15 protein-coding genes and 1 pseudogene are annotated in these 13,670 nt (G+C 71.2%); 8 read left to right on the forward strand and 8 right to left on the reverse strand.

Going from position 1 to position 13,670, the window contains the following annotated elements:
• The 3 genes and pseudogenes from ABZX11_RS38880 to sigK all read right to left on the reverse strand — a co-directional run.
• A pseudogene (locus tag ABZX11_RS38880) lies at positions 1-317 on the reverse strand (fasciclin domain-containing protein); the annotation flags it as partial.
• Between the two features lie 129 nt (positions 318-446).
• The gene (locus ABZX11_RS38885) at positions 447-1,127 is read right to left on the reverse strand and encodes an anti-sigma factor (RefSeq protein WP_354923023.1); all 681 of its coding nucleotides are present in this window, start codon (positions 1,125-1,127) and stop codon (positions 447-449) included.
• Positions 1,124-1,720 carry an ECF RNA polymerase sigma factor SigK gene (gene sigK, locus ABZX11_RS38890; RefSeq protein WP_254897197.1) on the reverse strand — a complete coding sequence of 199 codons (597 nt, stop codon included), beginning with the start codon at positions 1,718-1,720 and terminating at the stop codon, positions 1,124-1,126. Before sigK ends, ABZX11_RS38885 begins: the two co-directional genes overlap by 4 nt.
• Positions 1,721-2,057: 337 nt before the next feature.
• Between sigK and ABZX11_RS38895 the strand changes: the two genes are divergently transcribed.
• Entirely contained in the window at positions 2,058-2,471 is a 414-nt protein-coding gene (locus ABZX11_RS38895; RefSeq protein WP_354923026.1) for an SsgA family sporulation/cell division regulator, read from the forward strand.
• Positions 2,472-2,487: 16 nt separating this feature from the next.
• Positions 2,488-3,843, forward strand: coding sequence for a fatty acid--CoA ligase family protein (locus ABZX11_RS38900; protein ID WP_354923029.1), 1,356 nt, complete (start codon positions 2,488-2,490; stop codon positions 3,841-3,843).
• On the opposite strand, the gene ilvD is transcribed toward ABZX11_RS38900, so the two are convergent.
• Positions 3,822-5,513, reverse strand: coding sequence for a dihydroxy-acid dehydratase (gene ilvD, locus ABZX11_RS38905; protein WP_354923032.1), 1,692 nt, complete (start codon positions 5,511-5,513; stop codon positions 3,822-3,824). The two genes, ABZX11_RS38900 and ilvD, sit on opposite strands and share 22 nt — an antisense overlap.
• Before the next feature lie 114 nt (positions 5,514-5,627).
• On the opposite strand from ilvD, the gene ABZX11_RS38910 reads away from it, so the two are divergent.
• Positions 5,628-6,704, forward strand: coding sequence for a dihydrodipicolinate reductase (locus ABZX11_RS38910; RefSeq protein ID WP_354923035.1), 1,077 nt, complete (start codon positions 5,628-5,630; stop codon positions 6,702-6,704).
• A complete protein-coding gene (locus ABZX11_RS38915; RefSeq protein ID WP_354923038.1) occupies positions 6,701-7,186 on the forward strand; it encodes a carboxymuconolactone decarboxylase family protein in 486 nt (161 codons plus the stop codon). The genes ABZX11_RS38910 and ABZX11_RS38915 overlap by 4 nt, the downstream gene beginning before the upstream one ends.
• Before the next feature lie 34 nt (positions 7,187-7,220).
• Here ABZX11_RS38915 and ABZX11_RS38920 read toward each other — a convergent pair whose 3' ends face one another.
• Positions 7,221-8,783, reverse strand: coding sequence for a GMC oxidoreductase (locus tag ABZX11_RS38920; protein ID WP_354923041.1), 1,563 nt, complete (start codon positions 8,781-8,783; stop codon positions 7,221-7,223).
• Between the two features lie 208 nt (positions 8,784-8,991).
• Between ABZX11_RS38920 and ABZX11_RS38925 the strand changes: the two genes are divergently transcribed.
• From ABZX11_RS38925 to ABZX11_RS38935, 3 genes are all read left to right on the forward strand, one after another.
• On the forward strand, positions 8,992-9,360 hold the full coding sequence (locus ABZX11_RS38925; protein WP_354923044.1) for an RNA-binding S4 domain-containing protein: 369 nt from the start codon (positions 8,992-8,994) through the stop codon (positions 9,358-9,360).
• A 147-nt stretch (positions 9,361-9,507) separates the two neighbouring features.
• A complete protein-coding gene (locus tag ABZX11_RS38930) occupies positions 9,508-10,008 on the forward strand; it encodes a sigma-70 family RNA polymerase sigma factor (RefSeq protein WP_354923047.1) in 501 nt (166 codons plus the stop codon).
• On the forward strand, positions 10,005-10,307 hold the full coding sequence (locus ABZX11_RS38935; RefSeq protein WP_176175427.1) for a cupin domain-containing protein: 303 nt from the start codon (positions 10,005-10,007) through the stop codon (positions 10,305-10,307). Before ABZX11_RS38930 ends, ABZX11_RS38935 begins: the two co-directional genes overlap by 4 nt.
• 128 nt (positions 10,308-10,435) lie before the next feature.
• Here the strand turns inward: ABZX11_RS38935 and shbA are convergent, their stop codons facing one another.
• Both shbA and ABZX11_RS38945 read right to left on the reverse strand, forming a co-directional pair.
• Positions 10,436-11,071, reverse strand: a complete 636-nt coding sequence (shbA, locus tag ABZX11_RS38940; protein WP_176178219.1) for an RNA polymerase sigma factor ShbA — start codon at positions 11,069-11,071, stop codon at positions 10,436-10,438.
• 223 nt (positions 11,072-11,294) lie between these two features.
• Entirely contained in the window at positions 11,295-12,092 is a 798-nt protein-coding gene (locus ABZX11_RS38945; protein ID WP_354923190.1) for a hypothetical protein, read from the reverse strand.
• Between the two features lie 498 nt (positions 12,093-12,590).
• On the opposite strand from ABZX11_RS38945, the gene ABZX11_RS38950 reads away from it, so the two are divergent.
• Complete coding sequence (locus tag ABZX11_RS38950) at positions 12,591-12,767, forward strand: hypothetical protein (RefSeq protein WP_176175425.1); 177 nt, start codon at positions 12,591-12,593, stop codon at positions 12,765-12,767.
• On the opposite strand, the gene sigJ is transcribed toward ABZX11_RS38950, so the two are convergent.
• Positions 12,768-13,640, reverse strand: a complete 873-nt coding sequence (gene sigJ / locus ABZX11_RS38955; RefSeq protein WP_354923050.1) for an RNA polymerase sigma factor SigJ — start codon at positions 13,638-13,640, stop codon at positions 12,768-12,770. It lies immediately after the preceding gene.
• Positions 13,641-13,670 lie beyond the last annotated feature (30 nt).

Below are 13,670 nucleotides of genomic sequence, written 5' to 3' on the forward strand. Positions count from 1 at the left end.
TTGACCGCGGCCACCAGCTTGGTCAGCAGCGGGTTGGTCGAGGCGGCCGAGGCGACCGGCTGCGGGCCCATCGAGTCCAGCGAGCCGGGCGCGGAACCCTGCGGCAGCTGCGAACACGCCGGGCCGAAGACATCGGCGTTGGTGGTCACGCCGTTGGCGCTGCCGGAAGCCATGCTGGACGACGGCGCCGGCACCGACGACGACGGCATCGAGCTGCTGGAGCTGCCCGACGAAGCGGTGTCGCTGCTGCTGCACGCGGTCAGCGAAAGGGCGGCGACAGCGGCGACACCGATTCCGGCGACACGAAGCTTGGTCACGAAAATCACTCCCATAAGCGGCTGATAACTACTTCTTGCCCGGTATTCGGAACGACCGGAAAATCGGCTTGGTACCCGATCGGGTGATCCGGATCACCGCAGTTCGAAGTGCGGTGACCCGCTTTTGTGCTAAACAAGCGAAATCCTGGTGACGGCGGGGGTGGTCGGCCCCGCCGAACCACCGGCGGGCTCGACGGTGATCCCGATCCGGTCGACGTCGGCGGGCAGGTCGGCCACGAGCATCCGCTGGGACGCCTCGGACGTCATCAGCCCGGCCGACCGCGCACCGCCGCCGCCGAGCAGCCACACCTGGTAGACGTGCCCGGCGTCGAGCGCGGGCAAGTCCGAGGCGAGCAGCACGGCCTGGTGCCGGCTGCGCGAGACGACGAGCGTGGCGTGCCCTTCGCCGGTTCCCTCGATCGCGGCCGCGTCCGGCGCGCTCAGCACCGAGTCGACGGGTGCCGGGGTCGCGGTGACGCCGAGCAGGACCGCCACCAGTGCCGCGGCCGCCGCCCCGAACAGCGACACGCGCACCTGCCACGTCTTGGCCCGGCTCAGCCGGCGCACGACCGGCAGCTGCGGCGGCAGCTGGCGGGTGCGGGCCGCGTCGGCGAGCACCAGCAGCTTCAGCTGCGGCGGCGGGTCCACCGCGGCGGCCACGCCCAGCCGCGCGCCGGTCGCCCGCAGCTCGGCCACCTCCTGGCGGCAGGCGGCGCATTCGCCGAGGTGGCGTTCGAACTCGGCACGCTCCACATCGGACACGGCGTCCAGTGCGTACGCCCCGGTCAGGGTGTGCAGCTCGGCGGTCATCGGTCCACCCCCAGGCAGTCGCGCAGCCGGATCAGGCCGTCGCGGATGCGGGTCTTGACCGTGCCCGGCGCGACCTTCAGCACCTCCGCGACCTCGGGGTAGGTGTAGCCGTTGTAGTAAGCCAGCACGATCGACTCGCGCTGCAGGTCGGTCAGCGCGGCCAGGCACTGCCGCACCCGCTGCTGCTCCAGACCGGCCAAAGTGGACTCGGTGACCTCGTCGAACGGCCGCCGCACGTCCATCAGGCCGGCCCGTTCCTCGCGGTCGACGCCGGCCTGGTGCGAGCGCACGCGGTCCACGGCCCGGCGGTGGGCGATGGTCAGCACCCACGACAGCGCGCTGCCGCGCTCCGGCTCGTACCGCGTGGCCTTGCGCCACACCTCCACCAGCACCTCCTGCGTCACCTCCTCGGCCTGGGCGTGACTGCGCAGCACGCGCGTCACGAGGCCGAGCACCGGGCCGGCGATGAGGTCGTAGAGCGACGCGAACGCCGTCTCGTCACCCGCCGCCACCTGCCGAAGCAGCTCCTCGGCGCTCGGCGCGGTGGCCGGCGCCTCGTCCGGCTGCAGCCGTAGCCGCCCACGCTCACCCATTCCCGCACCCTCCACGTCACCCCTGCCTCGTCGGGGATTCGCGGCCGGACGGGGACGCGGACTGGTGTGCGGTGGCGTATCCCACCCGGACGGCGCAACTCCGGCTCCGGGACCCATCCGGCGGCCGTCCGGCTCCGAATCCCCAGTGCCCTGGCCGCGAGTCACCGGCGGTGACCGTGCGTGAGGAAGTTGCCCGATCGGCCACGCCGCCGGTGACCTCGGACACTTCTTGATCACCCCAGAGTGTGAAAGTTATTCGGAACGCTGGGCGTTGAACTGACTATGGGTTATCCCTGGAACCAGACGAAGTTAACCGACGAGTAGCAAAGGCGGTCCCATGACGGACCCGAACAGCGTGATCAGTGCCCGCATCGACTTCGCCCTGCGCACCTTCGGCGCCGGGCCGCGACCGGTGCCGGCCGAGCTGGAGTACGACACCCTCGACCCGTACGCGGTCGCCGTGGTGCTGCACGCCGGCCCGAGCGCGGTCCGGTGGCTGTTCGGCCGCGACCTGCTCGCCGACGGCCTGCTCGCCCGCTGCGGCGACGGCGACGTGCGCATCGGCCCGGCCGGCGACCCCGCGCTGGTCGTCGTGGAGCTGAGCTCCCCCGACGGCGCCGCGGTGCTCGAAGCACCCGCGAAGGAGATCGCGGCCTTCCTCGACCAGACCTACGACGTCGTCCCGGCCGGCAGCGAGAGCGACTGGTTCGACTTCGACGAGGAAATGGCCAAGCTTTCCTACCAGGACTGAGCTAGCGTCCCCGGGCGTGAGCTTCTTCCTGACGAAGGTCCTCGCCGCGCTCGAGGACGGCGGTGACCGTCCGCTCTTCGTCCAGGACGGCGTCACCACCCACCACCAGGCCCGCGACCGGTTGCGCCGCCTGCACGGCGGCCTCGGCGAGGTCGAAACCCTCGCCGTCGACCTGCGCAACCGGCCCGAGACGGTCCTCGTCCAGCTCGCGGGTCTCCTCCGCGGGGCGACCGTGCTCATGGTCCCCGCTTCCGCTCCGACAGCGGACCGGCTCGCCGCGGCGAGGGGCGCCACGGTCGTCACCGACCGCCCGCACGCCTGGCCCGGCGGCGACGTCCGCACCCTCGCCGACCTCGACGGCGAGCCCGAGCCGCTGCACCCGCCCGGGACCGTCCGCCTCCTCTTCCCCACCGGCGGCACCACCGGCGCCCCGAAGCTCATCCGGCACAGCGGCATCTACGACGGCATGGCCTACCTCTTCACGCCGTCGCCCGACGGCCCGGGCCGCACGCTGCTGGTCGCCCCGATGACCCACATGACCGGCAACGCCACCGTGCTCGGCACCCTGCTGCGGCAGGACACCCTCGTCATCCACGACGGTTTCGACGCGGAAGCCGTCCTCGAGGCGATCCAGGAGCACCGGATCGACACCCTTTCGCTGACTCCGCCGCGGCTGGCCGCGCTGCTCGACCACCCGAAGCGCCCGGAAACCGACCTCGGCAGCGTCCGCTCGCTCTCCCTCGGCGCCGCGCCCCTGCCGCCGCACCGGCTGGCGCAGGCCCTCGACGTCTTCGGCCCGGTCGTCGGCCAGGGTTACGGCCTCACCGAGGCGCCGATGATCGCGAGCATCTCCGCGGCCGAGCTGATCGGCCACCCGGAGCGGCTCGGGTCGGTCGGCCGGATCGTGCCCGGCATGGAGGCCCGCCTCACCGCCGACGGCGAGGTCGAGGTGCGCGGACTGTCCATGATGGACGGTTATCTCGGCGGACCGGAGATCGGCGCGGGCTGGCTGCGCACCGGCGACCTCGGCCGGTTCGACGACGAGGGCTACCTCTACCTGCTCGACCGCGCCGACGACGTCGTCGTGGTCGGCGAACACGGCACGAAGGTCCCCACGACCGTCGTCGAACACGCCCTCGAGACGCACCCGGCGGTGCGGAGCGCGGCCGTCTTCGGCCACGGCGATCGGCTCCACGCCGTCGTCGTCGCCACCGGCGAGGTCACGGCGGACGCCCTGAAAGCGCACGCCTGGGACACCTTCGGCCAGGAGCACTACGTCCCGGCCGCCGTGGACTTCGCCGACACGCTGCCGCTCACCGAAGTCGGCAAGGTCGACAAGCGCGCCCTCGCTCAGCTCGTGACGGCCCCGTAGGACGACGACCGCACCAGCTTCACGTACTTGCCGAGCACGCCCTCTCCGAACTTGTTCGGCAGCGGCTCCCAGCCCTCCCGGCGCCGCGCCAGCTCGGCCGCGTCGACCAGCAGGTCGATGCTGCGGGCCTTGATGTCGACGGCGATCCGGTCGCCGGTGCGGACGAAGGCGATCGGGCCGCCGTCGACCGCCTCGGGGGCGACGTGGCCGATGCACAGGCCGGTGGTGCCGCCGGAGAACCGCCCGTCGGTCAGCAGCAGCACGTCCTTGCCGAGCCCGGCGCCCTTGATCGCCGCGGTGATCGCCAGCATCTCGCGCATCCCGGGGCCGCCCTTGGGGCCCTCGTAGCGGATGACGACGACGTCGCCCGCCTCGATCCGGCCCTCGTTCAGCGCCGCCATGGCTTCCTGCTCGCGCTCGAACACGCGGGCCGGGCCCTCGAAGTTGGCGGTGTCGAAGCCCGCGGACTTCACGACCGCGCCCTCGGGGGCGAGCGAGCCGCGCAGGATCGTGATGCCGCCGGTCGGGTGCAGCGGGTTGTCCAGTGGACGCAGGACCTCGCCGTCGATCGGGTCCGGGTCCAGCTCGGCGAGGTTCTCGGCCACCGTGCGGCCGGTGACGGTCAGCGCGTCGCCGTGGATCAGGCCCTCGTCCAGCAGGGCCTTCATCAGCACCGGGATGCCGCCGTGGCGGTCGATGTCGTTCATGACGTACTTGCCGAACGGCTTCAGGTCGCCCAGGTGCGGGACGCGGTCGCCGACGCGGTTGAAGTCGTCCAAGGTCAGCTCGACCTTGGCCTCGTGCGCGATGGCCAGCAGGTGCAGCACGGCGTTGGTCGAACCACCGAGGGCCATCACGACGGTGATGGCGTTCTCGAACGCCTCCCGCGTCAGGATGTCCCGCGCGGTGATGCCCTTTTCGAGCAGCCCGACGACGGCTTCCCCGGACAGGTGGGCGTAGTGGTCGCGGCGGCGGTCCGCGGACGGCGGCGCGGCCGAGCCCGGCATGCTCATCCCCATCGCCTCGGCGGCCGACGCCATCGTGTTCGCGGTGTACATCCCGCCGCAGGCGCCTTCACCGGGGCAGATGGCGCGTTCGATGCGGTCGAGGTCGGCGGTCTTCATCCGCCCGGCCCGGCAGGCGCCGACCGCCTCGAAGGCGTCGATCAGGGTGACGTCCTTCTCGGTGCCGTCGGTGAGCTTCACCCAGCCGGGGGCGATCGTGCCGGCGTAGAGGAACACCGAGGCGAGGTCGAGGCGCGCGGCGGCCATCAGCATGCCCGGCAGGGACTTGTCGCAGCCGGCCAGCAGTATCGAGCCGTCGAGCCGCTCGGCCTGCATGACCGTCTCGACCGAGTCGGCGATGACCTCGCGGGAGACCAGCGAGAAGTGCATGCCGTCGTGGCCCATGGAGATGCCGTCGGACACCGAGATGGTGCCGAACTGCAGCGGGTAGCCGCCGGCCGCGTGCACGCCCTCCTTGGCCGCCTGGGCCAGCCGGTCCAGCGAGAGGTTGCACGGCGTGATCTCGTTCCACGAACTGGCGACGCCGATGATCGGCTTCGTCCAGTCGCCGTCGCCCATCCCGACGGCGCGGAGCATGCCGCGCGCGGGCGCGGCCTCGATCCCGTCGGTCACCGTGCGGCTGCGGGGCTTCGGGTCGATCGTCATCGCGGGCCTCCGATACGACGTTCGGGCGCTTCGCATGTTACCAACGGACGCGCGGTCCGCTGGCCGGAACGATTTCCTACCGGTGCGCGGAACCACCGGCGAAAACTCGGGCGCATGATCGCCACAGTGGTGTGGGGCACGGGCAACGTGGGCCGTGCGGCAATCCGGGCGGTGGACGCCCATCCGGCGCTCAAGCTCACCGCGGTGCTCGTCCACGACCCGGCGAAGGTCGGCAAGGACGCCGGTGAGCTGGCCGGAGTCGGCGAGCTGGGTGTCGCGGCAACGGACGACATCGAAGCCGTCCTGGCGGCGAGTCCCCGGGCGGTCGTGTACGCCGCTTCGGGGGACGTCCGGTTCGACGACGCCCTCGCCGACATCGTGCGGGCGATCCGGGCGGGCGCGGTCGTGGTGACCCCGGCTCTGTATCCCCTCTACGACCAGCGGAACGCACCGAAAGAGCTGCGGGACCCCGTGCTGGCCGCGATCGAGGAGGGCGGCGGCTCGCTGTTCGTCTCCGGCGTCGACCCCGGCTGGGGCAACGACGTGCTGCCGCTGCTGGTCAGCGGGCTCGGCACGGACGTCGAGGTCGTCCGCTGCCAGGAGATCTTCGACTACTCGACCTACGAGCAGCCCGACTCCGTCCGGTACCTGGTCGGGATGGGCCAGCCGATGGACTACGACCCGCCGATGCTGATGACCGGCGTGCCGTCGATGGTGTGGGGCGGGCAGGTCCGGCTGATCGCGCGCGGCCTCGGCGTCGAGGTCACCGAGCTGCGCGAGACGCTCGACCGGCGGCCGCTCGACGAGACCGTGACCACGCGGACCATGGGCGAGTTCGAGAAGGGCACGCAGGGCGCGGTGCGGTTCGAGGTGCAGGGCATCGTCGGCGGCGAGCCGCGGATCGTCATCGAGCACGTGACGCGCATCCACCCGTCGTGCGCGCCGGACTGGCCGACTCCGCCCAGCGGCGACGGCGCGCACCGCGTGATCATCGAAGGCCGGCCGCGCATCGAGGTCACCGTCGAGGCGACCGACGAAGGCGAGAACCGGTCGGCGGGCGGCAACGCCACCGCTGTCGGCCGCCTGGTCGGCGCGATCGACTGGTTGGCCGCGGCGGAACCCGGCCTCTACGACGCACTCGACGTCCCGCTGCGCCCGGCGGCGGGCAAGCTCGGAAGGAGCCGTCCGTGAACATCGACATCCCCGCGGGCAAGGACCCGATCGGGTACGTCTGGGGCGAGATGGTGCCCGGCATCGGGATCGCCGCGTCGAAGTTCTCCCTGGCCGTCTACGAGCACACGACGCTGGGACTGCGGGAGTTCGAGGCCGCGCGGCTGCGCATCGCGCAGATCAACGGCTGCGTCTTCTGCCTCGACTGGCGCACCGAGCGCGACGGCGTCAAGGTCGAGCCGGAGTTCGCGGACGCGGTGTCGGAGTGGCGCACCACCGGGCTCTTCGACGAGCGCACGCGCCTGGCGGCGGAGTACGCCGAGCGGTACGCGACCGACCACCACAACCTGGACGACGAGTTCTGGAAGCGGATGTCGGCGTCCTACAGCCAGCAGGAGATCGTCGAGCTTTCGATGAGCCTCGGCGCCTGGCTCGCCTTCGGACGGCTCAACCACGTCCTGGGCCTCGACACCGTCTGCGTGCTGCCATCCCACCAGTCGTGAGGGGCGGGGGCGGCGCCCCTCACGAGACAGCGGGTCAGAAGTCCGTGGCGATGATCTTCTCGATGTTGCGTTCCGCCAGCGCGGTGATGGTGACGAACGGGTTGACGCTGGTGTTGCCCGGGATCAGCGAGCCGTCGATCGCGTACAGCCCCTGGTAGCCGGCGAGCCTGCCGTAGTTGTCGGTCGCTTTGCCGAGCACCGCCCCGCCGAGCGGGTGGTAGGTGAGATGGTCGCCCCAGATCTTGTACGTGCCGAAGAGGTCGGTCCGGTAGATCGTGCCCTCGGTCGCGTTGATCTTGTCGAAGATGGTCTTCGCCATGTCGATCGACGGCTGCTTCCACGCCGTCTGCCAGTTCAGCTCGACCGCGCGCGTGGTGGGGTTCCAGGTGAACTGCGCGCGGTTCGGGTTCTTCGTGATCGACAGGTAGAACGAGGCCCACGTCTCGATCCCGGTCGGCAGCGGCGCGACCTCCGCGAAGGCCCCGCCCGCGTTCCAGTTGTCGATGCCACCGCACGGGATGGTCGACTGGGACGCCCCGGTCGGGTCCCAGATCTGGTTGGCCCGCCCGACCATCACGTTCCCGTTGTCGCCCCAGCCCTTGCCGATTTCGCCGTTGAGGTTCGGCAGCGCGCCGGTCGCCTTCAGCTTCACCAGCAGCTTGCTGGTGCCCACGCTGCCCGCGGCGAAGAACACCGTGTCCGCCGTGACGGTCTTGATGGTGGACACCGCGCCGGCCGTGGTGAGCTGCTCGATCGTCACCGTGTAGCCGCCGCCGGCGGCCGGCACCACCTGCGTGACCCGGTGCAGCGGCGAGATGGTGACCTTGCCGGTCGCGGCGATCCGCGGCAGGTAGGACTTCTGCAGCGACTTCTTGCCGTAGTTGTTGCCGAACAGGATTTCCCCGGCCAGCGCCGACTTCGGGACGGTGCCCGCCGCCTCCTTCTCCATGTAGTCCCAGTCGTAGACGTCCGGCACGAACACGAACGGGAAACCGGACCGCTGGGCCTGTTTCCGGCCGACGCGGGCGAACTGGTACCAGTCGGTGCTGTCGAACCAGGCCGGGCGCACGTTGGCGACCCCGAGCCCGGCGTTGGCGCGCGGGTAGTAGACGTCGTACATCTCGTTCGCGTCGACGGTGGGGAGGATGGCGGCGAAGTTCTCCCGCTTGGGCGTCACGGCCATGCCGCCGTTGACGAGCGAGCCGCCGCCGACGCCGCGGCCCTGGTACACGATGATCCCGCCGAACTCCTCGGCGTCGAGGATGCCGGTGTAGCGCGGGATGTCCTTGTCGATCGGGAACCCGAGGAAGTTCGAGAACGGCTGTTTCGTCCTGGTGCGCAACCAGAACGAGCGCTGGTCCGGGTTGGGCGTGGCGCAGAAGATCTTGCCGTCGGAGCCGGGGGTGTCCCAGGCCATGCCCATTTCGACCATTTGCACGTCCACGCCGGCCTGTGCGAGCCGGAGGGCGGCGACCGAGCCGCCGTAGCCCGAGCCGATCACCAGCGCGGACACCCGCGAGCCGTCATTGATGGCGGCTGCCGCGGCGGGCCGCGACGAGGCCGCCGAGGCGCGGCCGGCCAGCGCGGCACCGGCCAATATAGAACCAGTTCCAGCAATGAAGAGACGACGGGAGACGGAACCAGAGTTTGTTCTCCACAAGGGTTCGCCACTCATGTGTGCTTCCTCACCGTTGAGGTATTTAGAACAAGTTATAGACCGGAGCTGAAGACAAGTCGACATATACCCACGAGTAACCTGACGGGGTGGCGAGCCGGTGCGGCCGAATGGGCCATGATGGACGACTGTGGAGTCCACCCGAGTGGACCGCTGGCTCTGGGCGGTCCGGCTGACGAAGACGCGCCCGGACGCGGCGGCGGCCTGCCGAGGCGGCCACGTCCGCGTCAACGACAAACCGGCCAAGCCGTCGACCACGGTGGTCCCGGGCGACGAGGTCCGCTTCCGCGTCGGCGGGACGACGAAGGTCATCGACGTGGTCCGGGTGATCCAGAAGCGGGTGGGCGCCCCGGACGCGGCGACGTGCTACCTGGACCGCACGCCCAAGCCACCGCCGGAGACGGCGGTCCCGGTCGCCCGCCGCGACCGGGGCGCCGGGCGGCCGACCAAACGGGAACGCCGGGTGCTGGACGCGTTCCGGTCGCGGCAGGAGCCGTAGGTCCCGCCGCGCAGCCCTAGGTCATCTCCCCCGTCGACCGCGGGATCGTCGCCGCGCTCGGCCGCTTCCCGGAAATAGCCGGGAATCCGCGCCTGCCGGGTCCATCCCGGTGGCGTGGGGGTAGTCCCCCGCACGGGAGGACTGCTCATGACCACCACCTCGGACCACCTGCTGGCCGAAGCCCGGCCGCTCGTGGTGCGCTACTGCCGCGCCCGCCTGGACCCCGACGAGGCCGACGACGTCGCCCAGGAAGTCTGCGTGGCGCTCCTCAAGGCCCTGCCGCGGCGCCCGCCGGAGCGCCCGCTGCCCGAACTCGTGTCCGACATCGCCCGCACCAAGGTCGCCGCCGCGCGGAAGGCCGCCGCGCGCAAGGACGAGCCCGTGGCCGAACTGCCCGACGCGGCCGACTCGTCGCTCGATCCGGCACGCCACGCGCTCCGGCGCGAACTCCGCGAGCGGGTGGCGAAGCTGCTGGGCGTGCTGCCGCGGAAACAACGCGAGATCGTCGTCCTGCGCGTGGTGGTCGGCCTGTCCGCGGAGGAGACCGCCGCCGCGGTGGGCTCGACACCGGGCGCGGTCCGCGTCGCCCAGCACCGGGCCCTCGACCGGCTTCGCCGCGTCGTCACGACGGCTACCCTGGCGGGGTGAGCGACAGCGAGAACTTCGAAGGACGCGACGTCGGGTCCGGAGTCTCGGTCATCCGCGAAAGCACGGACGTGGTCGGTTCCGGACCCCGGCTGCACCGGCACCCGTACACCGAGACGTTCATCATCATCCGCGGCCGAGCCCGCTTCACGGTAGGAGACGAAGAGCGCGACGGCGGTGCCGGAGACGTGCTCGTCGTCCCGGCGGGCACGCCGCACAAGTTCGCCGTGCTCGGCCCCGGGGTGTACGAGGCCGTGCACATCCACGAAAGCGACCACTTCATCACCGAATGGCTCGAGTGACGCCTCAGGGGTGACGCCCGTTGAGGGCGGCGAAACGGCTGGTGGGTGGCCTGCGAGTGGGGTGCCCCGGTCCTTGCTGTTGCGGCGCCCGGCGGCGCAGCCGAGGGCTTGCCGCCGCCGCGCACCACCTAGAGCCCGCGCTCGCCGATCATCCCGCGCAGCTTCGTCAGCGCGCGGTACTGCGTGATGCGCACGTTGCCCGCCGAGATACCCAGCGCCTCCGCCGTCTCGTTCGCCGACAGGCCGGCCACGATGCGCAGGGACAGGATCTCCTGGTGCAGCGGGGGCAGCGCCGCCAGCAGCCGGCCCAAGCGGGCGCCCAGGTCGAGCTCGAGGACGTGGTTCTCCGGCTCGTTGCCGCCCAGTGGCCGGTCCGGCAGCTCCGGGACCGGCTTGGAACGGTCCCTGGCCACCGAACGGAACGCATCGGCGACCTTGTTCGCCGCGATCGCGCGCACCAGGTAGAGGAACGAACCCCCGCGGTCCTGGTAGTTCGGCAGCACCTTCAGCACCGCCAGGCACACCTCCTGGGCGACGTCGTCGGCCGAAAGGTAGGACAGGTCGCGGCCGCCGATCCGGGCGCGGCAGTAGCGCACCACCGTCGGCTTGATCAGCCGCAGCAGCGCCTGGACCGCGTCCGGGTCGCCGTCGCGCGCCGCCGTCACCACCGGGTCGAGCTGTTCCTTGACAAGACCGCCCTCCGGCCTCGGCGATTCCTCCAGCACGGTGTAGCCGTCGACGGCCTCCGCCGCCTCCACGATCATCGTTTCCACGCGCCCTCCTCGTGCCCGCCACCGGGGTCCGTCTGTCCACAACGGACAGTCTGGTGCCTGGACGATTCCCGGTCCGACATATGGCCTAATCGAGGCGCTGACCAGCAGCGTTGCACAGTGCCGGTGGTTGTCCAGCTATTGTCCGTTAACGATTCACGTCCCGTCCGGAACAGCCGCCGGACACCGGCGGCACACGGGACAGAAACAGGACAGCTCAGTCCCAGCGGATTCCGTAGGCGAAGCCCGGTTCGAGGTGCCGGAACCGGACGTGCACCTCGCCGGCGTCGTCCGCGGGCAGCACGGCGCCGGTTCGCGACCGGTCGTCGGCCGGGGAAACCTTTTCCTGGCGCACGATCCGCCTCGGCACGCGTTCACCGAACCGGACGTGCAGGTCGAAAAGATCGCACGGGTGCCGCGGCACGCAGACGTAACGCGGTTCTCGCAGGTTCGCCCGGAATCGCAGGCCGACCTCGTGCCGCGCACCCCGGCGCAACGGCTCCGGCAGCCGCAGCGACAGCCCGATCCGGTCACTCGATTCCATCACCCGCCGGGTCAGCACCCCACCGTGGAACACGTCGACTCCGAGATCGGACTCGTGCACCGAATCACCCGATTCGGCGGTGACCGGCAAGGTCAATGCCAGGTCGAGCACGGCGATTTCGTCGGCGTCGGCGATCACCCGCCGGAATTCGAACGCCTCCGGCACCGGCTGGTCGAGGGCCAGCGTCACGCGCAGTTCTTCGGTGTGCCAGCCACTGCCCGGATAGAGCCGCGCCGCCGGTTCGGCCGCCGCGACGGCCAGCGCGGCGATCTGCTCGATCCCCTCGTCGATCCGGCGCCGGACCGTCCGGTCGTCACGGTCGAGCGTGCGCGCCGCCCAGCGCACCCGGTCCTGGTAGAACGGTTTCCGCGCCCGTTCCTCCAGCGCGAACGCGGCGAGCAGAACGATCTTCAGATCCTCCGGCAACGACTCGACCAACGGGCGCAATCGATCGGACAGCTTACGCCGCATCTCCACGGTTCCGTCATCTTCGACAATGCCGCAAGTGGAGCGCAATGCGGGGCCGATCCGGGCCGCGAGCGGTGTCGTGAAAATTGCCCTCCCTTTGCGCAGGGCCTTGAGTTCGCCGACCACGTCCGCCGCACTGAGGCTCACCGTTCCCCTCCCCTTCCACGCACGGGGGTCAATGTTCGCCAGCACTCCCGCCGATGTCCAGTCGATCACGCTGCGGCAAACGGATCGTTATCCCGCGGTTTCCTTTCCGGGCACCGCCGGAAAGGTCGAATGCACTTGGCGTTCCGTTAACAAGGACCGCATTGCGCCGCAACGATTTCGCGACGGAAACTCACGCGATCGCCCCAGTCGAACGCGTCGAAATGACATCACCCCGCTGCGGCGTCCCGAACCGGGGACGTTCACCCGGGCGGCGCACCACACCCGTGGGTGAACGTGACCGGGCCGTGGCCGGGACCCCGGTTGACCACGGCGAACCGCGGGTACTTGTTGATCATGAGCCCCAGGATGTGGCGCCTGCTGATTTCGGGATCGCTGCGGCTGTTCCTGATCAGCGCCGTGCCGGCCGCGGCGCACCTGTCCGTGCTCGTCGGGCTGGCGGCGGCGGTGATCGCGTTCGTCGTGCCGGCCCCGCGCGGGCGGCACGACGAACGCACCGGACCGGGCGGTTAGCTATGCCACTTGCCACCGGCGGAGCTTTTCGGGGTTCCGCACCGCCCAGATCCGCCGGACCGACGTGCCGGCCACTTCGAACGCCAGGACGGCCACGACGGCGCCGTCCCGCCACGCGGCCAGGCCCGGCCGCCCGTTGACGGTCGTCTCCTCGAGCGTCATCGCCGGGATCCGGCCGGTGAGGTCGACGGCGTAGCGCGCGACCCGTTCCCCGCCCTCGATCGGGCGACGCAGCGCAGTGGCGAGTCCCCCGCCGTCCGCGACGACCGTCGCGTCCGGGTCGAGCAGGCCGACCAGCCCCCGGATGTCCCCCGCCTCCCAGGCCAGCTTGAAGGCGCGCACCACGTCCGCGCTGCCGCTGCCGGGCACCGGCGAGCGGGCCGCGCGGACTCGGCGCCGGGCCGAGCCGGCCAGCTGGCGGCACGCCGCGGGCGTCCGGCCGAGCACCTCGCCCACCTCCCGGAACGGGTAGCCGAAGACGTCGTGCAGGACGAAGGCGACCCGCTCGGCCGGCGTCATCGACTCGAGCACGACGAGGAACGCCATGGTGATCGACTCGTCCAGCGTGACGCGGTCGGCCGGGTCGGTGCTCACCCCCACCTCGCCGGGCAGCGGCTCCGGCAGCCACTCGCCGACGTACCGCTCCCGCCGCACCCGCGCCGAGCCGAGCAGGTCGAGGCAGATCCGGCCGGCGACGGTGGTCAGCCACGCGCCGGGCGACGCGATGGCGGCGCGCTGCGGCTCGGTCAGGGCGTACCACCGGCCGTACGCCTCCTGGACGACGTCCTCGGCGTCGCTCAGCGAGCCCAGGAGCCGGTAGGCCAGGCCGGTCAGCTGCCGCCGCTCGTGCAGAAGATCAGTCACACCCCACAAGACGATCCCGCGCGGCGGTCTGTGACACCG

It is taken from the genome of Amycolatopsis sp. NPDC004169 (assembly GCF_040610315.1).
In the GTDB taxonomy this organism is placed as follows: domain Bacteria; phylum Actinomycetota; class Actinomycetes; order Mycobacteriales; family Pseudonocardiaceae; genus Amycolatopsis.

Bases quoted from the DNA above. Each gene is read 5' to 3' on its own strand.
- ABZX11_RS38885 (WP_354923023.1), bottom strand. From the start codon at position 1,127: ATGACCGCCGAGCTGCACACCCTGACCGGGGCGTACGCACTGGACGCC.
- sigK (WP_254897197.1), bottom strand. From the start codon at position 1,720: ATGGGTGAGCGTGGGCGGCTACGGCTGCAGCCGGACGAGGCGCCGGCC.
- ABZX11_RS38895 (WP_354923026.1), top strand. From the start codon at position 2,058: ATGACGGACCCGAACAGCGTGATCAGTGCCCGCATCGACTTCGCCCTG.
- ilvD (WP_354923032.1), bottom strand. From the start codon at position 5,513: ATGACGATCGACCCGAAGCCCCGCAGCCGCACGGTGACCGACGGGATC.
- ABZX11_RS38910 (WP_354923035.1), top strand. From the start codon at position 5,628: ATGATCGCCACAGTGGTGTGGGGCACGGGCAACGTGGGCCGTGCGGCA.
- ABZX11_RS38930 (WP_354923047.1), top strand. From the start codon at position 9,508: ATGACCACCACCTCGGACCACCTGCTGGCCGAAGCCCGGCCGCTCGTG.
- shbA (WP_176178219.1), bottom strand. From the start codon at position 11,071: ATGATCGTGGAGGCGGCGGAGGCCGTCGACGGCTACACCGTGCTGGAG.
- ABZX11_RS38945 (WP_354923190.1), bottom strand. From the start codon at position 12,092: ATGCGGCGTAAGCTGTCCGATCGATTGCGCCCGTTGGTCGAGTCGTTG.
- ABZX11_RS38950 (WP_176175425.1), top strand. From the start codon at position 12,591: ATGAGCCCCAGGATGTGGCGCCTGCTGATTTCGGGATCGCTGCGGCTG.